This is a genomic window from Paenibacillus sp. B01 (assembly GCF_009649995.1).
In the GTDB taxonomy this organism is placed as follows: domain Bacteria; phylum Bacillota; class Bacilli; order Paenibacillales; family Paenibacillaceae; genus Paenibacillus_O; species Paenibacillus_O pasadenensis.
Genome location: NZ_CP045802.1, coordinates 4,425,177 through 4,449,500, shown reverse-complemented (window position 1 = coordinate 4,449,500; position 24,324 = coordinate 4,425,177). Strand labels below are relative to the sequence as shown.

At 65.3% G+C, this 24,324-nt stretch carries 14 protein-coding genes; 7 read left to right on the top strand and 7 right to left on the bottom strand.

Going from position 1 to position 24,324, the window contains the following annotated elements; genetic code table 11:
* Window positions 1-11 precede the first annotated feature (11 nt).
* The 6 genes from GE073_RS19045 to GE073_RS19020 form a co-directional block, all read right to left on the bottom strand.
* Window positions 12-1,124: a GerAB/ArcD/ProY family transporter gene (locus GE073_RS19045; RefSeq protein WP_153784114.1), complete on the bottom strand. Its 1,113-nt coding sequence runs from the start codon at window positions 1,122-1,124 to the stop codon at window positions 12-14.
* Between the two features lie 17 nt (window positions 1,125-1,141).
* Entirely contained in the window at window positions 1,142-1,375 is a 234-nt protein-coding gene (locus GE073_RS19040) for a hypothetical protein (RefSeq protein WP_028599221.1), read from the bottom strand.
* A gap of 11 nt (window positions 1,376-1,386) precedes the next feature.
* Window positions 1,387-2,598, bottom strand: a complete 1,212-nt coding sequence (locus GE073_RS19035) for a Ger(x)C family spore germination protein (RefSeq protein WP_153784113.1) — start codon at window positions 2,596-2,598, stop codon at window positions 1,387-1,389.
* Complete coding sequence (locus tag GE073_RS19030) at window positions 2,595-4,094, bottom strand: spore germination protein (protein WP_153784112.1); 1,500 nt, start codon at window positions 4,092-4,094, stop codon at window positions 2,595-2,597. Before GE073_RS19030 ends, GE073_RS19035 begins: the two co-directional genes overlap by 4 nt.
* Before the next feature lie 223 nt (window positions 4,095-4,317).
* Window positions 4,318-5,292, bottom strand: a complete 975-nt coding sequence (locus GE073_RS19025; protein ID WP_028599218.1) for a LacI family DNA-binding transcriptional regulator — start codon at window positions 5,290-5,292, stop codon at window positions 4,318-4,320.
* A gap of 83 nt (window positions 5,293-5,375) precedes the next feature.
* Window positions 5,376-8,756, bottom strand: coding sequence for a GH36-type glycosyl hydrolase domain-containing protein (locus tag GE073_RS19020; protein WP_153784111.1), 3,381 nt, complete (start codon window positions 8,754-8,756; stop codon window positions 5,376-5,378).
* Window positions 8,757-9,027: 271 nt separating this feature from the next.
* Between GE073_RS19020 and GE073_RS19015 the strand changes: the two genes are divergently transcribed.
* The 3 genes from GE073_RS19015 to GE073_RS19005 all read left to right on the top strand — a co-directional run bounded on the left by GE073_RS19015 (window position 9,028) and on the right by GE073_RS19005 (window position 12,120).
* The gene (locus GE073_RS19015) at window positions 9,028-10,269 is read left to right on the top strand and encodes a sugar ABC transporter substrate-binding protein (protein WP_028599216.1); all 1,242 of its coding nucleotides are present in this window, start codon (window positions 9,028-9,030) and stop codon (window positions 10,267-10,269) included.
* A gap of 99 nt (window positions 10,270-10,368) precedes the next feature.
* Window positions 10,369-11,253 (top strand): carbohydrate ABC transporter permease, encoded by an 885-nt coding sequence (locus GE073_RS19010; protein WP_028599215.1) that lies wholly within the window; start codon window positions 10,369-10,371, stop codon window positions 11,251-11,253.
* A 12-nt stretch (window positions 11,254-11,265) separates the two neighbouring features.
* Entirely contained in the window at window positions 11,266-12,120 is an 855-nt protein-coding gene (locus tag GE073_RS19005; RefSeq protein WP_028599214.1) for a carbohydrate ABC transporter permease, read from the top strand.
* Between the two features lie 36 nt (window positions 12,121-12,156).
* On the opposite strand, the gene GE073_RS19000 is transcribed toward GE073_RS19005, so the two are convergent.
* The gene (locus GE073_RS19000; RefSeq protein WP_028599213.1) at window positions 12,157-12,960 is read right to left on the bottom strand and encodes a YheC/YheD family protein; all 804 of its coding nucleotides are present in this window, start codon (window positions 12,958-12,960) and stop codon (window positions 12,157-12,159) included.
* Window positions 12,961-13,179: 219 nt separating this feature from the next.
* Here GE073_RS19000 and GE073_RS18995 point away from each other — a divergent pair, with 219 nt between their 5' ends.
* The 4 genes from GE073_RS18995 to GE073_RS18980 all read left to right on the top strand — a co-directional run bounded on the left by GE073_RS18995 (window position 13,180) and on the right by GE073_RS18980 (window position 24,257).
* Window positions 13,180-14,475, top strand: coding sequence for a phenylacetate--CoA ligase family protein (locus GE073_RS18995; protein WP_153784110.1), 1,296 nt, complete (start codon window positions 13,180-13,182; stop codon window positions 14,473-14,475).
* Window positions 14,475-15,467: a 2,3-diaminopropionate biosynthesis protein SbnA gene (sbnA, locus tag GE073_RS18990; RefSeq protein ID WP_043111411.1), complete on the top strand. Its 993-nt coding sequence runs from the start codon at window positions 14,475-14,477 to the stop codon at window positions 15,465-15,467. The genes GE073_RS18995 and sbnA overlap by 1 nt, the downstream gene beginning before the upstream one ends.
* A gap of 88 nt (window positions 15,468-15,555) precedes the next feature.
* Window positions 15,556-16,521 carry an ornithine cyclodeaminase gene (locus tag GE073_RS18985; protein ID WP_028599211.1) on the top strand — a complete coding sequence of 322 codons (966 nt, stop codon included), beginning with the start codon at window positions 15,556-15,558 and terminating at the stop codon, window positions 16,519-16,521.
* Between the two features lie 779 nt (window positions 16,522-17,300).
* Window positions 17,301-24,257 (top strand): pullulanase, encoded by a 6,957-nt coding sequence (locus tag GE073_RS18980; RefSeq protein WP_228551895.1) that lies wholly within the window; start codon window positions 17,301-17,303, stop codon window positions 24,255-24,257.
* Window positions 24,258-24,324: the final 67 nt, after the last annotated feature.

The following is a 24,324-nucleotide window of genomic DNA, read 5'->3' as shown; positions in this document are numbered from 1 at the left end:
AGCCGGCTCCGTCATGAGGACGGGGCCGGCTGCTTTTTGGCGCGCGCGCGGATGAGGTGGACGGCGTAGAGGAGCAGCGGCGCGAACACGAGGAAGATCGAAGCGAACGGCGTCCAGTTCTTGGAGAGGAAGTCCTGGACGAACACCGTATTGGGGTAGCACAGCTGGGCGACGACAACCATGCCGACGCCGAGCGGCAGCGTCAGCGCCAGCGTGGAGCGCAGGCCGAACAGCTGGCCGAGTCCGATGAGGGTGGCGTCGAACGTGATGACGATCTTGATCAGGATGGACAGCACCCAGATGAAGATGATCATGCCTTCGATCCGCTCCAGGAAATGCCCGATGCTGATGTTCTTGGCGAGCGCATAGGCCGGGAACAGCTGATTGGCCGTCACGCCGGCGCACAGCACGCCGATGCTGGCGGCAGTCGTGACGACGAGCACGATCCCGCCGAGCACCGTGCCTCCGATCATCGCGCCGGACCTGCCGGCCGCTCGGCGCACGTACGGATAGAGCATGAGCAGCACGATCATCTCCTGCAGCGCGAACAGATTGATGCCGCCCTTGACGATCGGCCGCAAGCCGAACTCCAGCAGCGGCTCGAAATTCCGGGGATCGATCCGCGGAAGCGTCGTCAGCACGAGCAGCGTGAACAGCAGCAGCAGAAACGGAAAGAACAGCTCCGCCGCCCGCGAATAGGCCGACTTGCCGAGACGGACGGCGTAGACGGCGAGCAGGACGAACAGCAGCTGCAGCACCTCGATCGGAGTCTCCGGCAAGTTCTGCGTCGTCAGGAAATAGCCGAGATCTCCGATCATGAGCGAGGCGAGCAGATAGAAGAAGGCGACGAAGGCGAGCCCGAGCAGCCCTCCTGCCCAGCGGCCGAGCGCGCTGACGCACATCTGCACGAGCGACTCGTGCTGGCGCAGCTTGCCGAGGGCGGCATAGAGCGCGACGAGCGCGATATTCAGGCCGACCCCGAACAGGGCGGCCATCCATGCATCCTGCTTGGCCGCGAGGGCAAGCCCGGCAGGGGCGATCAGGATGGAGGTGCCGATCATGAAATAAACCGTCAGCACGGCGAACCCGCGCGCGGAGATCGAGGTGTTCCGTTCCTCATTCATGATGCCAGCCTCCTTCGTTAGGAAAAGAGCGAATTAAAGACGTCGACGTACCCGTGCAGCGCCACGGCGATCCATTGCAGCGGATTGGGCGGCTCGGGGAGAGTCCCGTACAGCGTCGCTCCGATCGCCGCCGCCGCCCAAGCCGCAGCGGCGGCGAGACGTTCCTTCGCCGCTCCTTTGCGGCGCAGGCGGGGCCAATCGAGGAGCAGCGCGCCGAGCAAGCCGGCGCACAGTCCGATCCAGAGCCACATGGCTTTTCCTCCTAAGGTCGCGATTCGTCCTTCATGGACTTGAAGGTCGTGCCGATCCGGCGAATCGTCGTTTTTGAGCGGATGTCGATCTTGGCCCGGTCGTAGATGGAATCCCAGTCCTCGATGCGCCGCCACAGGCCGGGATGCTGGCGATGAAGCGCGCTTCCGAAGCCGAACACGTCGACCTTCAGCTCCTTCTGCGATTTGCGGATGCTCCGCTGAAGCAGATCGACGAGCTTGGCGTCGACCAGTTGCTCCAGCTTCTCCTGATTGGCCGGATCGATCACGTCCATCTTGCAGCCGATGTCGGCGATGTCCTGCTGCGAGCGCAGCTCGACCTCGAACGCATCCGGACGATGCGCGGTGATGCGCGCATGCGCCTGATTCAGCTCCAGCGTCACGAGCCCTTCCTCGTTCGGGCACTCGACGGTGAGGAAGGTATGATGCGTCTCGTTCTGCAGCAGGTTGAGCGCGCGGACGTCATTCTCGTTGAGCCAGCCGACCATGCGATCGTTGCGGAACGCCGCCATGCCGTCGTATCGGAGCAGCGTCTGCGGCTCGATGTTCTGGGCGCTTTTCATCTCCTCGCCGCTGTGGCGGTTGCCGAGCAACTCGATGGACGTGAGCGCGGGTCCCTTGCCTTCGGTCGCTAGATCCCGGATGAGGCGGTCGAGTGTCACCTTACCGGTCGCCGACCAGATATCGTCCGACGTGTCCAGCTTCGTGTACAGGCTGTTCGCCGGGATCGGATCGATCGGGCTGTACATGTCGAGAATATCCGAGGCGGACGCCTTTTTGGCGACGACGAGATAAAAGTCCGTCCGCAGCTCGTGGTTGCGGGCGATGAAGTCGAGCGGCTTGCTCAGGCCGCTGCGCGCGATCTCCTCGCCGATGACGAGGATGCGCAAATGGGCGAGATAGAGCTCGCGGGCCGCCTTGAGCGTCAGGCGCGCCAGAGCGTCGGGCAGCGTCTTCCCGTAGGAGCGGAAGGTGACGACGGGACTGAAGGAGCTGGTGGACGTTTTTTTCGTCGTCACCTGGCTCGGATTGACGATCTGGACCGACACGATGTACCCGTCATCCTTTGCCTTGTCCACGCCCATGCCGACGACGATGTTGATGCCGTTGAGCTCGTTGCGGCTCCAGCAGCCGGAGAGCGGGGCGGCCAGCGCGGCGATCAGCAGCAGCGCGAGCAGCCTGGACGCCAGCCCGAAGCGGTTCATGGCTGCCTCCGCAGCTTCTGCGGCTTGAGGCTGATCGGCCGGTTCTTCATCCAGGGAATCGGCAGGCGGAACAGCGTATCCTTCTGATCGTCCCGCTGGTACGGAGCGAGCGGCGCCATATACGGAACGCTGAAGGAATGGAGGCTGCACAGATGCAGCACGAGCGCGATGATCCCGATGAACACGCCGTACAAGCCGAACGAGGCGGCGAGCGTCATGAGGCCGAAGCGGATGATCCTCGCGGCGATGCCCATGTTGAACGCGGGCAGGACGAAGTTGGCGATGGCCGTGATGGAGACGACGATGACCATGGCCGCGCTCACGAGCCCGGCGTCCACCGCCGCCTGGCCGACGACGAGCGTGCCGACGATCGAGATCGACTGGCCGATCGTCTTGGGCATGCGGACGCTCGCCTCGCGCAGAATCTCGAACGTCACTTCCATGAGCAGCGCCTCGATGAACGCGGGAAACGGCACGCCCTCGCGCTGGCTCGCCAGGTTGTAGAGCAGCGTCGTCGGCAGCATCTCCTGATGGAACGTCGTGATGGCGATGTAGAACGACGGAGTGAGCGTCGCGAGCAGGAAGGAGAGGAACCGCAGCAGCCGGATCAGCGTGCTGAAGTCGGCTCGCTGGTAGTAGTCTTCGCTCGACTGGAAAAACTGGGTGAACAGGGCCGGGACGAGCAGCGCGAACGGCGTGCCGTCGACCATGATGGCGACCCTGCCTTCGAGCAGGCCGGCGGCGACGACATCCGGCCGCTCCGAGTTGAACACGGTCGGAAACGGCGTGTAGATCCGATCCTGGATGTACTCCTCGATGTAGTTGCTCTCGAGGATGCTGTCCATGTCGATCGTCGCCATCCGGTCCTTGACCTCTTGAAGCACCTCCGGCGAGACGATGTCGCGGATGTATACGATCGCGACCGCGGTATTCGTCACCGTCCCGAGCGTCGTCGGCTCGAACCGGAGGTCGGGACTGGCGATCTTCCTCCTCAGCATGGCGATGTTCCAGGCGAGCACCTCGGTGAAGCCCTCGCGGGGGCCGCGCACGACCGATTGGACGTTCGGCTCCTCGATCGAGCGGGCCTTCACATCCTTGGTCGCGACGGCAAGCGCGTGCGGGCTGCCGTCCGCGAACAGGACGGTATGGCCGTCGAGCAGCATCGAGCAAACCTCCGCCAGCGTGCCCAGGACATGGATCTCTCCCTCCGGCAGGATGCGGGCGCGGCATAGGTCGAGCCATTCCTCGGCGCTGCCGCAGATGAGGCTTCTTCGTACATCCGGGGCGAACAGAGCCTGCAGCAGCGGAGCGGAGTTCGAGATGCCGTCGATCGCCCACGCCGTTCCGCGCAAGATCTCCCCGCCGTCCAGCTCCGCCTGGAACTCGCGCGCGAGCAAGTCGGGGCTGATGCCGAAGCGGTCGCGGAGCCGGCTGTCATTGACCTCCAGCGAGCGGCTGAGCGAGTCCGCGGACTCGGCGGTCGACTGTTTCGTCATCCTCTCACCTGATTTCCTTTCCAGAATAGATGCCTTAAACTAGGATGTTCCAGTTGAGGGGCGGCTATCCATTATTGGCGAAGCGGGAGCGGCGGCATCGCAAAAAGCGGCTTTCCGCGCGGCGCGAGGCCGCGGGAAAGCCGCTTTGGGGACAGTGCGGGAGGAGACGTCCGCGCTTGCCCGAGGGATGGGGGGCGAGGAAAGGGAGCGGCAGAGCCTCGGCTCAGCGCCGGTCCTTCACTGATCCGCTCTCGACGAGCGAGACGTAGATCCGCTCATGCTCGACCTCCTCGCCGGCGATCATCCGCAGCAGCTGCTCGGACGCCATCGCGCCCCAGCGGTACTTGGAATACTCGATCGTCGCCAGGCGAGGCTGGATGTAGCGGGTGAGGGCGATGTTGTCGAAGCCGACGAGCGACAGCTCCTCGCCGACGCGGATGCCGGAGTCCGACGCGGAGACCGCGTTGAACAGGCCGATCGCCATCTCGTCGTTGAGGCAGAAGACGCCGGCCGGTCCTTGCCACTGCTCCAGGATGAGCCGGCCGGCCGCTTCGCCGGAGCCCTGATTGAAGTCGCCCTCGAGCACGGTCGCTTCGAGCTCCGGATGCCGGTCCAGCGTCTGCCGCACGGCGCCCATCCGCTGGCGCGCGTCGAAGCTGTCGGACGGGCCGGCGACGATGTAGAGGCGGCGATGGCCGGTCTCGATCAGATAGTCCATCGCCAGATTGGCGCCGGCCTTGTTGTCGAGCAGCACCTGATTGACGGCGGGATGGTTCAGCTCGCGGTCGAGCACGACGAGCCGGTGGCCCCGGTCGGCGTAGTCGAGCAGCTCCTCGTCCGAAAAGGCCGAGTCAAGGATGATCGCGCCATCGATCATCCGCTCGGGCAGCAGCCGATGCGACTGCAGTCCGCTGCAGACGATCAGGTCGTAGCCTTTGCGGTTGAGCACTTCCTTCATTCCTTGCAGCAGATCGCCGTAGAAAGCGCCGGTGAAATCGGTCAGGAACGCGCCGATGATCCGGGACTCCCGCTTCTTGAGCTGGCGGGCCGCCCCATTGGGAATGTAGTTCATTTCCTTGGCGATCGCCCGTATTCGAGCGCTCGTTTCAGGGGTTACCTTGGGATTGCCGTTCAGCGCATAGGAGACGGTCGAGATCGACACGCCGGCCTTGCGGGCAATATCCTTGATGCTGACCACCGCGATACCTCCCGTGGACGGCTTTTTGTTCACTATACCACAACTTTCCATCGCTGTTCTCGTGCGGCTGCGGCAGCGGAAGCTCAAGCCTCGACGAGAATGTCCTGCAGCGCCCCGGATTCATCGTTCCAGAGCGGCTCCAGCTCGTCCAGAGACAGCTCCGCGCCTCCGCTCCGGTACGGATGGGGCAGGCGGGCGAAGGCGGCCTCGCGGCCGTTGACGGAAATGCGCGACACCGGCGATCCGCTCAGGCGGTACACGATGCGGACCGGCCTGCCGGCGAGCTCGAAGCGGACGGAGAGGCCGTCGAGCGATGCGGGCAGCGCCGGGTCGAGCACGATCCGGCCGGCGGCCGCGCGGATGCCGAGCACGCTGGACACGAGCTGGTTGAGATAGATGCCTGGACCGCTCGAGTAGATGCGCCAGCCGCCCTTGACGGGCGCCGCGCCGCTGCGCAGCTCCTCGAACCGCGCCGCCGCCTCGCGGCGATTGGCGAAGGCGCCGTCCGAGCTGCTGAAATAAGCGTTGCTCTGGCGCGGAGCGGCGTTCGGGACCGCCTCCTCGATGCCGACCGGACTGATGACCTGCAGCGCATGCCACGCTTCCTCGCTTTGGCCGAGCTTGGCCATCGCCTCGATGTAGCGGATATGCGCATGCACGTACTGCAGCCCAATCTCGCGGCCGAAGTTGGCCGCCTGCTCGGCTCGCTTGAAGCGCACGCTCACTCCGCCCTCGTAAGCGGCCGGACGGTTCATGAGGCGGACGCCGTCCGGGAAGCGGAGCTCGCGCCGGATGAGCTCCCGATGCGCCTCCGCCTGCTCGGGCGTGAGCAGCTCCGCGATCATGCTGCGCGTCATCGGCAGCAGGCGGTAGCGGATGCCGGTGCGGACGTCGTCCGGATGGAGCAGCTTGGCCGGACGGGCCGGGTCGGCGAGATCGAGGAAGCCGGGAATGACGCCGTCCGGATCCATATAGGCGGCGAAGTCGCGGCGGATGCCGTCCGCCAGGGCGAGCAGCTCCTCCGACCAGGAGGCGTGCCCGGGCGCGGAGGCGAGCGCCCGGCCGAGCGTCCGCATCGCCTGATAGGTCAGCGCCACCGTCCAGCTGCTCGCCATCGAGGCGCGCAGCTCTGGACGCGCCGGCTGCAGCGTGTCGTCCCAGTCGCCGTCGCCGTAGGCGGACAGCATCGTGCCGGGCAGGAAGCGGTCGCGGATATGGGCGAGCTGCCGCTCGACATGCTCCCGCAGCGGATGCCGCCCCGCCGTAAAGTCGAACGTCGTCTCATCCGTGTACGGAAGCTTCTCGTCCAGCAGGCCGTAATCGCCGGTGGCGGAAAGATAATCGCCGAGCAGCTTGAGCGGCCACACGACGATGTCGCCGTGGCTCTCGTGCTGCTGGATGCGGCTGTAGCGGTCGAACATGAACCATTGCGGCCAGCCGCCGCTCTGCTCATATTGATGCTCGTACACGGTCCGCAGGATGCCGCGGACCGCGTCCCAGCGCTGCATCGCGAGGAAGAACTCGGCCGGACCCTGGCAGACGTCGCGCGTGCCCCAGGCGGCGCCTCCGTACTGCTCGAGGCCGTGCGGAGAGAGGAAATGCACGCGCATGTTGTGGACATACCACCATGACAGCAGATCAAGCCGCCGCACCGACGGATCGCCGCCGGGATGCTCGAGGCGGAAGCCGCGCATGAGCTCCGCCATGCCGGCGCGGTACGCCGCCGCCGACTGCGGGAGCTCCGGCGCCGGCGCGGCCGCGGCCGGCAGCCCGTCCAGCCGGCCCTCGATCCGCACGCTCCAGCTCGCCGACGCTTCCGTCTGCAGGACGAGCAGCGGCGAGACGCCGGGCTCCAGATCCGGCACGAGCCTGCGATCGTCGAAGCGCTCGAAGCCCGTGCCGGCGACCGTCAGCCGGTACGCGAGCTCGGGGTAGGCGCCGGCGATCGGCGAGCCGGCGGCCGCGCGGAAGCGCAGCGAGCCGTCCGCCGGCGCCTCGAGCCGATACGGGCCTTCCAGCTCCCGCTCGCCCATCGTAATCTGCGCCGTGAGCAGGTAGCGCCGCGAAATGCCGGCGGCGGACGCGATGTCCAGCGTCGCCTCGGGCGCGTCCGCGGACGTCCAGCTCGTCACCGTGACGGTGTCGCCGTCCAGCGCATACACCCAGCGGGCGTAGTTGAAGCCCATCTCGAACAGGCTCGGCATCGCCAGCAGGCGGAACCGGCCGTCCTGCTCGGCGTACAGGCGCAGGCCCGACGCATGCGCCGCGTTCAGCGCGCTGCGGGCATGGCCGATGAGCTTGTTGAAGCTGGTGTTGCCGACGACGAGCTGCGAATGGAAGATGCCGTACATATAAGCGGTCGTGGCCAGCACTTCCGCTCCGGGCATATCCGGCGCTCCGCTGAGCAGAATATGGCCATGCGGCCGCTCGAGGAGCAGCTCCTTGGCCTTGAGCGCGACGTGGGCGTACTCCGGCGTGAAGAAGGCATGCAGCTCCCCGTCCCGCCGCTCCTCCTCGATCCGCAGGGGGTAGAGCGCCGCGATTTCCTGCTCGCTCAGCGAGCGCGCCTGCAGCGGCTCGCCGAGATCGTCCGCGCGGCGCGGCGTCGGCTGCGTCGGGACGGCTTCATTTTCCTCTCGGCAAAGCTCCGTCCACGCCCGCTCGATCTCCTCGCCGAACTCGGCCCGTTCGACCGCCTCGGGATGATCGTCGCGGAACAGTCCGTAAAATACGATCTCCGCGCCGTCCGCCGGATCGACCTCGCGCGATTGGAGCGCCGTATAGGCGAACTCGTACTGCAGCACCTCGCCCGGCAGCCGGTCCAGCTTCAGCGCCTCCGGCTGATGCGTCTCCTTGAACGAGCGGCCGAAAAAGGCGAAGCCGTCGGTCGCGAACGAGACCGCCCCGGTCAGGCAGCCTTGCTGCGCATACGGGAAGCGCCCGTCCTGCGGCTGGTTCTGGCGGGTGCAGACGATCCAGCCGCGATGCTCGTCCTCGTAGGCGGAATGGTCCAGGTAATGGGCGTTGTACGCTTCGTTGCCGCGCACGGCGCCCGGAGCGCCCAGGCCGATATCCTGGCCGTAGACGATGTCGGCGGAGCGTCCGCGCTCGTCCGCCTCGAGCCGGACGCTCCAGAACCAGGCGCCGCCCGAGCCGAGCCGAAAAGCGGCCTCGTAGCGGACGCCGGCGGCCTCGCCGCTCCAAACGATGCGGTCGCGCCCGCGGCCGACGCGGCTGTCCGAGCGGATGCCGATCAGCGGATAGGCGCGCATGCCCTCGGGGCCGCGCACGCGCAGGTACAGCTGGTTGAGCGAGCCGTCCAGCGGATGGCTGCGCAGCTGGTTCAGCATCATGCCGCTGCCGGACGCCTCGTACAGGTCGCCGGTCGGGTGGAAGGTGAAGGCAAGTCCGTCGCGCTCGAGCCGCCAGCTGGCGGATGGCAACGGCTTGGATTGGGATCGCATGGTGCTTCCTCCTTTTCTTGCAGAGCCGCTTGATAAAAGTCGTAGAAACGTTTCGAAAACAACCAAGACGAGTATATACAATAGCGCTGAAGGAAGTCAAACGGCGCTCCGGGCCATGGCGTCGAACGGGTGTATCGACTTCCCCGCTATTAATGAAGCGAAAAATGATTGGCAAAGAGGACTTGAATGCGATTTCAATTTGATTTATACTTTGTTCGAAACGTTTCACTTATAACGGGAAGCAACCGGAATCCAGGGGAGGATATGGCGAATGGATACGAAAAGAACGATCGCGGCGCTGGCTGCCGCCGCGCTGGCAGGCAGCCTGATCGCAGGCTGCTCGTCTGGCGGAAGCGGCGCAGAGGAAGGCAAGACGAAGCTCACCGTATGGGCGATGGGAGACAGCAGCAAGCCGATGGAGCAGATGGCGGCCGCGTACCAGAAGGAGAACCCGGACGTCTCGATCCAAGTGCAGGCGATTCCGTGGGGCAGCGCGCATGACAAGCTGCTGACGGCCGTCGCCTCCAAAAAAGGTCCGGACGTGCTTCAGATGGGCACGACGTGGATGCCGGAGTTCGCGGCGGCCGGCGCGCTGGCCGACCTGACCGCCGACCTGGCCGACTACCCGGAGCTGGCCGCGGACAATTTCTTCGACGGCACGGTCACGTCCACGCAGTTCGACGGCAAGACGGTCGGCGTGCCGTGGCTGGCGGAGACGCGCGTCCTGTTCTACCGCACGGACGTGCTGCAGTCGGTCGGCTACGATCATGCGCCGAAAACCTGGGATGAGCTGCTCGACGCTTCGAAGAAGCTGACCGAGCGGGGCAAGGACAAATACGGCATCGGCCTCGATCCCAAGGAGCCGACGCTCAGCTTCATGTTCGCCCGCCAGAACGGCTCCAAGCTGATCGAGGACGGCAAGGCCCAGTTCGATCAGCCGGCATTCGCGGAGACGGTCCGCTACCTGGACGGGTATTTCAAAAACGGCTACGCGCCGGTCGATCTCGGCCTCGATACGTCCCAGACGTTCGGCGGCGACGGCATGGTGCCGATGTTCATCAGCGGCCCGTGGATGATCAAGACGGTCGCGGACCAGATCCCCGACATCGAGGGCAAGTGGGCGACGGCGGTGCTGCCGTCCAAGGACGGCAACATGAGCTCGCTCGGCGGCTCCAACCTGAGCGTATTCGGCTTCACCGAGCAGAAGGCGGCCGCGATGAAGTTCATTGCGTTCCTCAGCAAGCCGGAGAACCAGCTGGAGTGGATGAAGCAGACCGGCGAGCTACCGGCGAACAAGAAGGCGTGGGAGGACCCGCAGCTGAGCGGCGATCCGAACATGGCCGTCGTCGGCGAGCAGCTGAAAAATGCCGAGCCGATGCCGCTCGTCAAGGCGTGGGACAACATTTCCCAGAACTTCCTCAAGACGTTCGAGGAGATCTACCGCGCGGACGCGGACATCGACGCCAAGCTGAAGGACTTCAACGAGCAGTCGCAGAAGCTGCTCGACAAGTAAACGAACGAGGCCGCGGCGGCGGCCGGAGGACGGGAGCAGCCCGCCGCCGGCTTCCGCCTGCCGTTCGGAGCGGCCACGACTTGCAAAGGAAGTGAGTGTATGAAGGGTTCCTCCAAAATGGCGCCGTATGTGTTCATCGGACCGACGCTGCTGCTGCTGGCGGTGTTCTCGCTGCTGCCGATCCTCGTCGCGCTGGGCATCAGCCTGACCGACATGGACCTCGCCGGGCTGGCCGACTATTCGTCCATCTCCTTCGTCGGCCTGGCCAACTATGCCGACGTGCTGGGCGATCCGGTATTCCTGCTGGCGCTGCGCAACACGCTGTTCTACGTCGTCATCGGCGTGCCGCTCGTCATCGCCTGCTCGCTCGGCGTGGCGCTGCTCATCCAATTCGGCCGCTCGCGGCTGTTCAAGGTGTTCCGCGTCGTCTACTACTTGCCGTCGGTGACAAACGTCGTCGCCGTGGCCGTCGTCTGGAGCTATCTGTACAACCCGGGCATCGGGCTGTTCAACTACATCCTGACGTCGATCGGCTTCGACAAGGTGCCGTGGCTGACGGAGCCGACGATCGCCAAGCTGTCGCTCATCCTGCTGGCGCTGTGGCGGAGCATCGGACTGAACATGATCATCTTCATCGCCGCGCTGCAGGGCATCGACCGCTCTTATTACGAGGCGGCGCAGCTTGACGGGGCGAGCGGCTGGCAGCAGCTGACGCGGATCACGCTGCCGATGATGCGCTTCGCGATCTTCTTCGTGACGATCACGACGATGATCGGCTGGCTGCAGTTTTTCGAGGAGCCCTTCGTCATGACGCAGGGCGGACCGCTGAACGGCACCGTCTCGGCGTCGCTGTTCATCTACCAGAACGGCTTCCAGTACAGCCACTTCGGCTATGCGGCCGCCGGCTCGTTCGTGCTGTTCTTCCTCATCATCGCCGTCACGATGGTCCAGCTGCGCCTGCAGCGGAAGCAAGCCGAGGAATAGGAGGAGGCTCTCATGAAACAAGCGACGACTCGAAAGCCCGCCTCGGCCGCTCCGAGAGGCCGGCTCCAGCAATGGGCCGCGGGCATCGTGCTGACCGTATTCGGCATCGCCATGGTGCTGCCGTTCGTCTGGATGGTGCTGTCCGCCTTCAAGACCGAAGGCGAGATCAAGCGCATCCCGCCGACGCTGTGGCCGGAGGCGTTCACCGTGGACAATTTCACCCGGCTGTTCACGGAGATGGACTTCGGCACGTACTTGGGCAACACGCTGCTCATCACGCTGTTCTCGTTCGTCGGCCTTCTGCTGAACGCGATGGCGGGATTCGGCTTCGCCAAGTACCGGTTCAAGGGGCGGGAAAAGCTGTTCCTGCTCGTGCTCGCCACGATGATGATCCCCGGCCAGGTGACGATGATCCCGGTCTACCTCATCCTGAACGGCGTCAGCCTGACCAATACGATGCTCGGCATCGTGCTGCCCGGCTTCACGAGCGCCTTCGGCATCTTCCTGTTCCGCCAGTTCATGAGCACGCTGCCGGAGGAGATCATGGAGGCGACGCGGCTCGACGGCGCGAGCGAGTACCGGCTGTTCGCGCAGGTCGTGCTGCCGATGTCCAAGCCGATCCTCGCCGTGCAGGCGATCCTGACGTTCATCGGCGGCTGGAACAGCTTCCTGTGGCCGCTCATCATCGCCAACGACGAGAAGCTGTACACGCTCTCGGTCGGCCTGCAGCTGCTCAAAGGGCAGAACACGACCAACTTCGCCCTGCAGATGGCCGGCGCGGCGTTCATGGTGCTGCCGATCATGGTCATCTTCATCTTCTTCCAGCGGCAGATCATCGAGAACTACAATATTTCCGGCATCAAGTGAACGGATGAGAAAAGGATGACAGCGAAAAGCGCCCCTTCAGGGCGCTTTTTTCGCTTTGTTGCAGATCAGCTTGTAATGCCGTCCGTAGCCTTTGCCGTACTCGACGATGCGCCGGATGATCGCCGGATCGTCGAGCTTGGTGAACGGGCATGGATCGGGCCGCGTGTTCACCTCGAGAATCCACGGCTTGCCGCTCGTATCGACCGCCAGGTCGAGGCCGAGCTCGCGCAGCGCCGGGTACGACCGGCCGAGCTCGCCCGCCGTCTGCAGCGCGATCCGGTCCATGCGGCGCAGCAGCGCCTCGGCCTCCGTCTGGCCGAAGGCGGGCGCGAGCAGACGCATCGGCTCGAAGATCGTGCCGCCCTGGCTGCCGTTGCTGACGATCTTGGCGGGATGGGCGACGCGCGCCGCGGTGCCGTTGCATGCCCATGCCCCCGACCGGTCCTGCTGGATCATGAGGCGAAAATCGAACGGACGTCCTTCGTGCTCCAGCATGCGGATGCCCCTCTGCACCAGATAGGGCGTATCGCCGATGCGCTTGGCGAGCGAGCGGTACAGCCCGCTGCGCGTCGCGAAGCGCCGCACCTTCTCTCCGCTCTGGTAAGCCCAGCCGCTGCCGGTCCGCTCGACGCGCATGACGCCGATGCCCATCCGGCCGACGTCGGGCTTCACGTAGACCATGCGGTGCTTGCGGAGCAGCTCGGCGAGCGACTCCTCGTTCAGCCAGCGCGTCGCGGGCACGGACTTGGCCAGCTGCGGATGCTGAAGCAGCCGCTGCGTCTTTTCCATCTTGCTGGCGACGGATCGCCGGGTGGCGTCGCCGCCTTCGCCGCTAGACATGCCGCTGGCTCCTCTCGCTAGGGATTGGTTCCAGTGTATGGGCAATTGGCGGCGGGCGACTGGGCGCGCGGGGAAGGATCGTGACCGTGGAGCTCGTAGAGCCCCATTTGCCGTTGGCGGCGGCGTTGCGGGCACATACGCACGAACCTGACAGGCGTCATGGGCATACGGTAGTGCGATGGGCGGAATCGACTCCGCCGACTAGAGGAGGGCGAAGCGATGCGGACAGCGGAGTGGAGCGCGGCGATCGGACGGCTGCGCCGGAGCTTTCCGTGGATCGATGGGCTGGCAGGGGCAGCCGTCGAGGGAGCGGCGGGCAGAGCGGATGCGGCGGCCGGGGCAGCGGAAGGAGCCGGCGACGGTCTGGCCGCAGCACTGCAGCTGCTGGAAGGCTTGCCGCTGCTGACGGCGTCGGCGCTGGAGCGGCACTACTATGCCGAGGGCAACCCGCTCGCCGCGCAGCCGGGCCTGAACGTGTACCGCACGTCCGGCACGAGCTCCGGCCGGCGCAAGGCGATCTACTACTCGCCGCAGGACGAGGCGGATTACCTGCGCGTCAAGCTCGACGTGTTCCGCGAGCTGCTGGCCGGCGGCGAGTGGCGGACGGCCGTCTCCGACATGGGCACCGGCCATGCCGAGGCGACGGCGGGCGAGGTGTTCCGCGAGCTCGGCCTGTCCGTGGAGACGCTGCCGTTCCGGCTGCCGATCACCGAGCATGTCGCCGCGCTCGAGCGGCTGCGGCCGGAGGTGCTCTACACGATGCCGTCGATTCTCGACCGCATCCTGGCGGCGGCGGCGCGGCCGGGGGAGCTCGGCATCCGGCGCGTGCTGCTCGTCGGCGAGCTGGCCTCGCCGGGATGGCGGCGCGCGGCAGCGGCTCGGCTCGGCTTGACCGAGCTCGACATCGCGGATACGTACGGCTCCATCGAGATCGGCACGATCGCCTCCTACTCCCCGGAGCATGGCCGCTATTTGCTGGCTGACGGGCTGCTTGCGGAGGGCGTGCCGGCGGAAGCGCTCGGCGACGGGCTGGAGCCGCTGCCGGAGGGCGAGGCGGTGCTCGTGCTCACCTCCGCGCTGCGCGAAGCGTTTCCGGCGCTTCGATATGTCACCTATGACGTCGTGCGCGACCTGCGGCCGATCGTCGCAGGCGGCCGGCTGCGCCAAAGCTTCGCCGGACTCGTCAAGCGCATCGGACCCGACCTCAAGCATGGCGAGAAGATCAGCCTCTATGACATCGAGGACGCGGTCAGCCGCCGGCTGCCGGACGCGCGGCTGCGCGTCGAGGTGCGGGGCAACCGGCTGGCAATCGGCATCGACAGTCCGTCCGCCTCGGACGAGGAGCTCGAGCTGGCGGGACGGGACGTGGAGGCGCGCATCCCGGCGATCGGGGAGATGATCCGCAGCGGCTTGCTGGAGAGCATCGCGGTGCGGCGGGTGCGGCTCGGGGATGAGGCGGCCGAAGGGCCGATCAAGCGCAAGAAGATCTTTTACGGAGAAGGAGAGACGCCGTGATGCGGGAACCGGATCTGAATGGAGGCATCGCGTCGGCGATCGGGCGGACGCCGCTCGTGCGGCTCTCGCGGCTGTTCGAGGGGGAAGCGTTCGAGGTCCATGCCAAGCTCGAAGGGATGAATCCGGGCGGCAGCGCCAAGGACCGGGCCGCGCTCCATATGCTGAAGGAGGCGATCCGGCGCGGAGAGCTGGCCGCCGGCGGCACGGTCGTCGAGTCCAGCTCCGGCAATCTGGCGATCAGCCTCGCCCAGCTATGCCGTCAGGCGGGCCTGCGCTTCGTCTGCGTCGTCGATCCGCGCACGACCGAGGCGCATAAGGCGCTCATCTCCGCTTACGGCGGAGAGATCGAGCTGGTGAGCCGGCCCGATCCGGCGACCGGCGAGTTCCTGCCGGCGCGCATCGCCCGCGTGCGGCAGCTGCGGGCGTCGATTGCCGGGGCGTACTGGACGAACCAGTACGCCAACCCGGACAACGCCGCCGCGCATGAAGCCACGACGATGGCCGAGATCGCCGAGAAGCTCGGCACGGTCGACTGGCTGTTCTGCGGCGTCAGCTCCTGCGGCACGATCCGGGGCTGCTCCGACTACATCCGCGGCCGCGGCTGGCCGACCCGGATCGTCGCGGTCGACGCCCAGGGGAGCGCGCTGTTCGGCGGGGGCAGCGGCGTTCGCCGCTTTCCCGGCCTCGGGGCGGCGCTGGAGCCGGGGCTGCATCGCGCGGACTTGGCCGACGAGGTCGTCCGCGTCAGCGACGCCGATTGCGTGCGCGGCTGCCGCAGCCTGCTGCGGCGCGAGGCGATCCTCGCCGGAGCTTCCTCGGGCGGCGTCGTCGCCGCGATCAAGCGGATGGCCGGCAGCCTGCCTGCCGGAGCGGTCGTGGCGGCGATCCTGCCGGACCGGGGCGACCGCTATCTCGATACGGCGTTCGACGCCGGATGGGCGAGCCGCGAGCTCGGCCTTGGACCGGACGAGGAGCTGGCCGCCGCGCCGTGACGGAGCGTTTGAGCGGCAGCGAGACGGGCAGCAGCGAGACGACGGTCGGGGAAAAGGCCAGGAAGCGCAGGAAAGAGGAGGAGAAGCGATGCTTTACTTGAACGACGAGCATATCCGCGAGCTCGGCTGGGACTGGAGCCGCTTGGCGGATCTCATCGAGGAAGCGGTGCGCACGATGGACGCGGGCGGTAGCGCCGCTCCGCTCAAAGGCTATCTGCGCTTTCCCGGCACGCCGAACCGGATCATCGCGACTCCGGCCTATCTCGGCGGAAGCACGGAGCTGGCCGGCATCAAGTGGATCGCCGGATTTCCCGGCAACCCGCAGCGCGGGCTGCCGCGCGCCCGCAACCTGATCGCGCTGAACGATCCGTCGACGGGCGAGCCGCTCGCCGTGCTGCGCAGCGATCGGCTGAACGGACTGCGCGCGGCGGCGGTCAGCGGCGCCATGCTGCGCTGGTACGCCGAGCTGCGTCCGGCGTCCGGGGGCGGCTTCACGGTCGGCATCATCGGCTGGGGGCCGATCGGCCGCCTGCATCTCGACATGGCGGCGGCGCTGCTCGGGCCGCGCCTGGAGCGGGTGCTGCTGCATGACGTGCGCGGCATCGCGGAGGACAGCATCCCGCCGGAGCTGCTCGGCCGCGTCGAGGCGACGACGGACTGGCGGGAGCTGTACCGGCAGTCGGACGTGACCGCGACCTGCACGGTCGCGCCGAGCCGCTACATCGACGAGCCGCCGCCGCAGGGAGCGCTGCTGCTGCATGTGTCGCTGCGGGACTACGAGCCGCACAGCGTCGCCGGCCTGCGCACGTTCGTCGACGACTGGAGCCAGGTATGCCGCGAGGATACGGACATCGAGCGGCTGCACGCGGCGGGGCTGCTGGCGGAGCCGGACGCGCTGACGCTGGCGGACGCCGTCTGCCGCGACGCGCTGGCTCCGCTCGCGGGCGAGACGATCTTTTTTAATCCGATGGGGCTCGGCATCTTCGACCTGGCGCTGGCGGGGGATTTCTACCGCCGCGCGCTGGCGGAGGGGCTTGGGGTGGGGCTGGATTGACCTGACGAGATCATTAAGGTCGCAAGGATGATTCTGCAGGAGGGGGAAGGGAGCACGTTGCGCCGCCAGGCGTGATGCGCTTCCAGACCCGCTAAGCTCCATGCCCGCCAAGCTCCAGACCTGCCGAGCTCCATGCCCGCCGCGCCGCTTCGCTCGCCCATCGGGGCGAGCGAAGCGGCGTTCCCATACGCCTGCTCCGCGATCTAATGATACTCACAGACCTTATTTCGTCCGATTGGCGCCGAATGAAATCCTAACGATACGGACAGACCTTATTGCTGCCCAAGTCGCTCCCGAAGCTGCTTTTTCGACAAAATAGCGCTCCTCCGTATCGTTGGCTGCGAAAAAACCATCAAAACCGCCGAATAGCGTTTCCTGGTATCATTGAGACGTCAAAAAGTTCGATCTGGCTGCATAACCAGCCCCTCCTCCCAACGAATCTTCGTTCATGAACCGTCCGCGGTCGGGTCATGCCCGCGAGCTTCCGCATAAGTTCATCATCGTCATCTGATGACGGGATATGACTCGTTCTCGATTCGCGCGATAGGATCGCTTTGCTTTGGAGGAAATTTTAAAGTTGACGATCTTGCTTTTCATCCCTAGAATAGGTTGTGCAAACGTTTTCTGTGAAAGCGCTTTATATTTATCCTGGTGCTTGCCGTCCCGTGGATTGCCTTCGTTCCTTGGACGAGCGGGTATCTTTTTCCACCCTTATGCAAACGTTTGCTTAACGATCATTGTCTTAGGAGTCATTCATTCAGAGGAGGGTCTAGTTGAACATGATCATGAGCGCTACGACGAAGCGTTTCGCTTCCATCACCGCCATTTTCGCGCTGCTGCTGTCGCTGTTCGCCGGGGCTTTGCCCGTGCAGGCGAACGCGGACGCGGCGGCTGGCGAAAACGCAGCCGTGCAGGCGGAAACGGCGCCGCCGGTGGCGGATGGCCATCTGCGCGTCCATTACCAACGTACGGACGGCAACTATGAGGGCTGGGGGCTATGGCAATTCGAGGACGTCGCCCAGCCGTCTTCGAACTGGCCGAACGGCGGCACGCCTTTCCCGGCCGGACAGGCCGACGGATACGGAGCGTACGTCGATATTCCGCTGAAGGCGGACGCCAAGAACGTCGGCCTCGTCGTCATGAAGCCGGCCAACGGCGACAAGGACGCCGGCGACAAGAAGTTCTCGCTGGCCTCGCCGGCGATGAACGAGGTGTGGCTGAAGCAAGGCTCAGATGCGGTACATAGCTTCGAGCCGGTCGAGCTGCCGGCCGATACGGTGCGCGTGCATTATCAGCGCTCCGATGGCGAGCATGCCAAATACGGCGTATGGTCGTGGGGAGAGGTCGCGGCTCCTCCGTCCACATGGCCGACCGATGCGGCGATGTTCTCCGGCGAGGACGCCTATGGCGGATTCGTAGATCTGAAGCTCAAGGAAAACGCCCAGGAAATCGGCTTTCTGCTGCTTGATCCATCCAAGGGCGACGCCGGCAAGGACGGCGGCGACAAGAAGTTCGCCTACGTGAGCAGCTACAAGCATCTGTTCGTGAAGCAGGGCGACGACAAGGTGTATATCTCTCCGTTCGGCGAGCTGCCGGTGAACGAAGGAGCGCCTGCGCTCCTGTCCGCTCAGCTGCTCGCCGGTGGCCGCATTCATGCGGACTTCACGCTGACGACAGGTCTGGATACGGCGGCGCTCAAGGAGGCGCTGCAGCTCAAGGACAAGAGCGGAGCGCAGCTTTCGATCGCTTCCGTCGAGATCGACAGCGCGACGTCGATCCGCATCCAGGCGGATTTCTCCGACGCCCAAGCGCCGCTGCAGCTGACCTACGAGGGCAAGACCGTCGCCGCCGCTGCCGGCTGGCGCATGATGGACGAGCTGTACGCCTACGACGGCAGCGATCTCGGCGCGACCTATGCCGCCGGCGGAGCGACGCTCAAGCTGTGGGCGCCAAAGGCGTCAAGCGTCACAGTCAACGTCTACGACAAGGACGACGCGACCGTCAAGGTCGGCTCCCTGCCGCTCGACCAAGGCGAGCGCGGCGTCTGGTCGATCCAGCTCCAGCCGAACGATCTCGGCGTGACGGATTTCAAGAACTATTTCTACCAATATGAAGTGACCAATGGCGGCGTGACGAAGCGCGTGCTCGACCCGTACGCCAAGTCGATGGCCGAGTTCCACGTCAATACGAAGGGCGAGACGGGAGCGGACGGCGACGCGGTCGGCAAGGCGGCGATCGTCGATCTGGCCGGCACCGATCCGGAAGGCTACGGCTTCGCCGACATCGACGGCTACGAGAAGCGAGAGGACGCGGTCATCTGGGAGATCCACGTCCGCGACTTCACGTCCGATCCGTCGGTCGAGAGCGACCTCCACGAAGCGACCTGGGGCACGTTCGACGCCTTCAAGCAGAAGGTCGACTACATCAAGTCGCTCGGCGTGACCCATGTGCAGCTGCTGCCGGTGATGGCCTGGTACTACGGCGACGAGGCGGCAATGAAGGAGCGCGAGCTCGCCTACTCGGCGATGAACAATGAGTACAACTGGGGCTATGATCCGCACAGCTACTTCTCTCCGGACGGAGCATACTCCGAGAATCCGGCCGATCCGGAGCTGCGCGTCCGCGAGCTGAAGGCGATGATCGACGCGATCCACGACGCCGGCATGGGCGTCATCCTGGACGTCGTCTACACGCATATGGCCAAGGCGGACTTCCTGAACGACATCGTTCCGAACTACTATGCGTTCCAAGGACCGAACGGCAACTTCCTCGGCGGGTTCGGCAACAACCTGGCGACGAACCGCAAGATGGCCGAGAAGCTCATGGTCGACTCGGTGAAATATTGGTTCGATGAATACAAGATCGACGGCATGCGCTTCGACATGATGGGCGACGCGACCTATGAGTCGATCCAGAACGCTTACGACGCGGCCGCGGCGATCAACCCGCAGGCGCTGTTCATCGGCGAAGGCTGGCGCACGTTCGCCGGCCATCAGGCAGATCCTTACCTGGCGGGCCACGGCGCCGATCAGGACTGGATGGACAAGACCGACGATGTCGGCGTCTTCTCCGACGAGTTCCGCAACGAGCTGAAGTCCGGCTTCGGCAGCGAAGGCGAGCCGCGCTTCATCACGGGCGGGGCGCGGGACATCAGCGTCATTTTCAACAATATCAAGGCTCAGGCCGGCAACACGAAGCAGGACGATCCCGGCGACATGGTGCAGTACGTCGAGGCGCATGACAACCTGCCGCTGTACGACATCGTGGCGCAGGCGATCAAGAAGGATCCTTCCGTTCCCGAGAACAATGAGGAAATTCTGAAGCGCGTCCGTCTCGGCAACCTGCTGACGCTCACGTCTCAAGGGACTGCGTTCCTGCATGCCGGTCAGGAATACGGCCGCACGAAGCAGTGGCTCGGCGAAGGCGTGCCGGAGCAGAAGTACCATGAGCTCAAGGATGAAAAAGGCGTTACGTTCGGCTATTTCGTCCATGACTCCTATGACTCCTCCGACGCGATCAACAAGTTCGACTGGGCGAAGACAACGGATGCGAACGTCTACGGCGAGAACGTCAAGACCGTCGAGTACACGAAAGGCCTCATCGATCTGCGCAAGTCGAGCGACGCGTTCCGCCTCGGCGACAAGGCCCTGGTGGACCGCAATGTGACGCTGCTCCAGGTTCCGGAAGTGAACGCGCAGGATCTGGTCATCGCGTACAAGAGCCAGTCCTCCGACGGCAAGGACGACTTCTATGTGTTCGTCAACGCCGACAGCAAGTCCCGGAAGCTGACGCTCTCCGAAGACCTGACCGGCGGTCTGGTCGTCGCGGACGACGACGAAGCGTTGGCGGCGGGCGTATCCGCTCCGAGCGGCTTCTCGCTCGAGTCCGGCTCGATCACGCTGCAGCCGCTGACCGCGGTCATCATCCGCACGGAGGGCAAGACGGCTCCTCCGACGGAGAAGCGCTACGTGCAGGTCAACTATATCCGTCCGGACAAGGGCTACAAGGACTGGAATATGTGGGTATGGAATACGGGTGTCAAGAACGACCAAATCGATTTCCAGACGTTCGACAACGGCATCGCTTCGGTGCTCATCGAGGTCGCGCCGCAAGCGACCAGCGTCGGCTTCGTGCTTCGCAGAGGCACCGATTGGAATACGGCGAAGCAGGATATTCCGGATGACCGCATCATCCCGCTCGTTCCGGGCGAGGCCTTTACGAAGGTCAACGTGACGAGCATGGTCCGCGAGCTCGACATCAAGCCGAGCCTGACCGGTCCGACGCTCGACGACGGAACGATCACGTTCCGCTATCGGGACGATGCGCTGTTCCGCACGAACCGCATGAATGAGATCGAGGGCGTGAAGCTCCTCATCGGCGGACAGGAGCATGCGATGGCGTATGTGCCGGAGCAGGAGCTGTTCCGCTACGTGCTGAGCGGCATCGAGCCGGGCACGCATGAGTATTCGTTCGCGGTGACGAAGAACGGCCAGACGGCCGAGATCACCGATCCGAAAAACACGGTGGATGGAAAGTCGACCGTCACTTATGTACGGCCGGATGTAGCCATCTCCGCATCGGCATCCCCGGCAGCGATCGCTGCAGGCCAGCACGCCGTGCTGGAAGTGGAAGCGGAAGCTTCCGAAGAAGTTGCATTCAAGGAAGCTTATCTGGATCTGACGGCGCTTGGCGGACCGGCCAAGGTGAAGCTGGACACGGAGCTCATGCAGCAGACGGTCGCCGTCAAGGACTCGGTGCCTGCGGGAGAGAAGATAATCCCGATTACGCTCGTCGATTCGTACGGCAATCGCCACCATGGCAGCGCCGAGCTGACGGTGCAAGCGAAGAGCGCGGCCGGAGGCAAGCTGGACTTCGACTTCGACGAGTCCCGCATCTACTTCGTGCTGACCGACCGCTTCGCGGACGGCGACGAGACGAATAACTTCAACGTGAACAAGAACCATCTGGAGGCGTATCATGGTGGCGACTTCCAGGGATTGATCGACAAGCTCGACTACATCGAGGATCTCGGCGTCAATACGCTGTGGATCACCCCGATCGTGGACAACATCGACTTCAACAAAGGCACCGACTTCGGCGGCGAGCAGTACGGCTACCATGGCTACTGGGCCAAGGACTTCGCCAAGCTCGACGAGCATCTCGGCGATCTGGACACGTTCAAGCAGCTCATCGACGAGGCTCATGACCGCGGCATCAAGATCATGGTCGACGTCGTGCTCAACCATACGGGCTACGGCATGAAGCCCGGAGATCAGTACCCTGGCGTGACGCAGGCAGACAAGGATCGCTTCGCGGGCATGCTTCGCACGGACGGCCTCTCCGCCGATACGGATGCGATCAAGGGCGAGCTGGCCGGCTTGCCGGACTTCCTGACGGAAAATCCGGACGTCCGCAGCCAGGTCATCCGCTGGCAGACCGACTGGCTGGAGCGCGCGAAGAGCGATCGCGGCGATACGATCGACTACTTCCGCGTCGATACGGTCAAGCATGTCGAGGACACGACGTGGAAAGCGTTCAAGAACGAGCTGACGCGCATCGATCCGAACTTCAAGCTGATCGGCGAATACTTCGGCGCGACCGTCGACAGCGACGGCGGCACGCTGCAGAGCGGCCAGATGGACAGCCTGCTCGACTTCGGGTTCAAGGGCCAGGCCAAAGCCTTTGTCGAAGGCAACGTAGAGGCGGCAGACGCTTATCTGGCGGAGCGCGCCGCCAAGCTGGACAATACGCGCGTCATGGGGCAGTTCCTGAGCAGCCATGACGAGGACGGCTTCCTGAGCGAGTATGTCGGCGGCGACAAGGCCAAGCTGATGGCTGCCGCGGCCATGCAGATTACGGCCAAGGGCCAGCCGGTCGTCTACTATGGCGAGGAGCTCGGCCGCTCCGGCAAGAACGCCCGCGACATGGGCAAGGGCGAGTTCAGCGAGAACCGCGGCGACATGCCGTGGGACAAGCTGGAGTCCGAGTCCAAGCTGCTGGCGCATTACCAAAAGCTGCTCGGCATCCGCGCCGACTATTCGAAAGTGTACGCCAAAGGCGAGCGGGTCAGCCTGGAGGCTTCCAATGAGAAAGGCTACATGGCCTTCCTCAACCGCTATGAAGGCGAGCAGCTCGTGACGGCGCTCGGCGTCAAGACCGCCGCGCAGGAAGTGACGCTGGCCGTGCCGTTCGCGGCAGGCAGCAGCGTGAAGGATCTGTACGGCGGCAAGACCTACGCGGTCTCTGCCGACGGCAAGGTGACGTTCTCGCTGCCAGCGATGGCGGATGGCGGCACGGTCGTGCTGGCGAGCGTGAAAACGACGCCGACGCCGACACCGGCAACCCCGACGCCGACGCCGGCAACCCCGACGCCGACGCCGGAGAATCCGACGCCGACACCGGCAACCCCGACACCGACGCCGGAGAACCCGACGCCGACGCCGGCAACCCCGACGCCGACACCGGCAACCCCGACACCGACGCCGGAGAACCCGACGCCGACGCCGGCAACCCCGACGCCGACACCGGAGAACCCGTCGCCGACACCGGAGAATCCGTCGCCGACGCCGGGGAATCCGTCGACACCGTCGCCGGTCACTCCGACTCCGACTCCGAGCGCCTCTCCTGCCAAGCCGGAGAACGTGGTCGAGCTGACCGCGGATGCGCTCAAAGCCTCGGCTTCCATCACGCTTGAAGCCGGGATCGCGGAACTCCGCCTGCCGCTTGACGCGAGCACGATTCTGGGCTCGAAGCCGCTGGAGCTGAAGCGCGAGGGACTGACGGTGCAGCTGCCGTCCGCTCTGCTGGCGCAGCTCGCCAAGCTGATGCCGGCAGGCGAGTCGGAAGGCGCGTACCTCCGCTTCCAGGCCGCCGAGCTGGATGCAGCGGCAGCCGCAGCGGCCGCGGATCAAGCGGCGACGAAGCTGGACGCCGAAGTCAAGCTCGGCAGCAAGCTGGTGGAGCTGAGCCTCGCCGTCGTGACGAAGGCAGGCCAAGCCTACTCGCTGGATCGCTTCGAAGCTCCGGTCCAGCTGACGTTCGCGCTGGACTCCGGCGTGAGCTTGCAGCTGGCCGGCATCTACTACCTGTCCGGCGAGCAGCCGGAATACGTCGGCGGCAAGCCGTCGGATGGACGTCTGACGGCCAGCGTAAGCCACTTCAGCCGCTATGCGGCGCTTGAAGTCGACAAGACGTTCGCCGATCTGTCCGGCCACTGGGCCGAAGCGGCCGTGAAGCGGCTGTCGGCGAAGCAGATCGTCGCCGGCACGAGCTCCACGACGTTCACGCCGGCCAAAGCCGTCACCCGCGCCGAGTTCGCCGCGATGCTGGCGAGAGCGCTCCGACTGGACGCGCCGGCAGCGGGCAGCGCGTTCAACGACGTTCCGTCCGGCGCCTGGTACGCCTCCGCCGTCGAGGCGGCTCGCCATCACGGCATCGTCAGCGGCAAAGGAGACGGAACGTTCCAGCCGCACGCGGCGATTACCCGCGAGGAGATGGCGCTGATGCTGGTCCGTGCCTACCGCGCGCAAGCGGCGGATGCCGCAGCTGCAGCTCAAGCGGCTGCTGTCCGCGATCTCGACCGCGTATCCGCATGGGCGGCCAAGGACGTGCAGGACGCGCTGGCGCTCGGCCTGCTCAAAGGCCGCGCCGACGGCAGCTTCGCGCCGGCGGCTTCCGCAAGCCGCGCGGACAGCGCGCAAGCGATCCTCAATCTGGCGGATCGTCTCGGGCTGTAGCGAGCCGAGGCGACTCCAGCAGCATGCTTCATGCAAAAAGGACTGCCCTTACGGGGCAGTCCTTTTT

What these genes read in the sequence shown, in the direction of transcription:
- GE073_RS19045 (WP_153784114.1), bottom strand. Translation starts at nt 1,124, where the DNA reads ATGAATGAGGAACGGAACACCTCGATCTCCGCGCGCGGGTTCGCCGTG.
- GE073_RS19040 (WP_028599221.1), bottom strand. Translation starts at nt 1,375, where the DNA reads ATGTGGCTCTGGATCGGACTGTGCGCCGGCTTGCTCGGCGCGCTGCTC.
- GE073_RS19035 (WP_153784113.1), bottom strand. Translation starts at nt 2,598, where the DNA reads ATGAACCGCTTCGGGCTGGCGTCCAGGCTGCTCGCGCTGCTGCTGATC.
- GE073_RS19030 (WP_153784112.1), bottom strand. Translation starts at nt 4,094, where the DNA reads ATGACGAAACAGTCGACCGCCGAGTCCGCGGACTCGCTCAGCCGCTCG.
- GE073_RS19020 (WP_153784111.1), bottom strand. Translation starts at nt 8,756, where the DNA reads ATGCGATCCCAATCCAAGCCGTTGCCATCCGCCAGCTGGCGGCTCGAG.
- GE073_RS19015 (WP_028599216.1), top strand. Translation starts at nt 9,028, where the DNA reads ATGGATACGAAAAGAACGATCGCGGCGCTGGCTGCCGCCGCGCTGGCA.
- GE073_RS19010 (WP_028599215.1), top strand. Translation starts at nt 10,369, where the DNA reads ATGAAGGGTTCCTCCAAAATGGCGCCGTATGTGTTCATCGGACCGACG.
- GE073_RS19005 (WP_028599214.1), top strand. Translation starts at nt 11,266, where the DNA reads ATGAAACAAGCGACGACTCGAAAGCCCGCCTCGGCCGCTCCGAGAGGC.
- GE073_RS19000 (WP_028599213.1), bottom strand. Translation starts at nt 12,960, where the DNA reads ATGTCTAGCGGCGAAGGCGGCGACGCCACCCGGCGATCCGTCGCCAGC.
- GE073_RS18995 (WP_153784110.1), top strand. Translation starts at nt 13,180, where the DNA reads ATGCGGACAGCGGAGTGGAGCGCGGCGATCGGACGGCTGCGCCGGAGC.
- sbnA (WP_043111411.1), top strand. Translation starts at nt 14,475, where the DNA reads ATGCGGGAACCGGATCTGAATGGAGGCATCGCGTCGGCGATCGGGCGG.
- GE073_RS18985 (WP_028599211.1), top strand. Translation starts at nt 15,556, where the DNA reads ATGCTTTACTTGAACGACGAGCATATCCGCGAGCTCGGCTGGGACTGG.
- GE073_RS18980 (WP_228551895.1), top strand. Translation starts at nt 17,301, where the DNA reads ATGATCATGAGCGCTACGACGAAGCGTTTCGCTTCCATCACCGCCATT.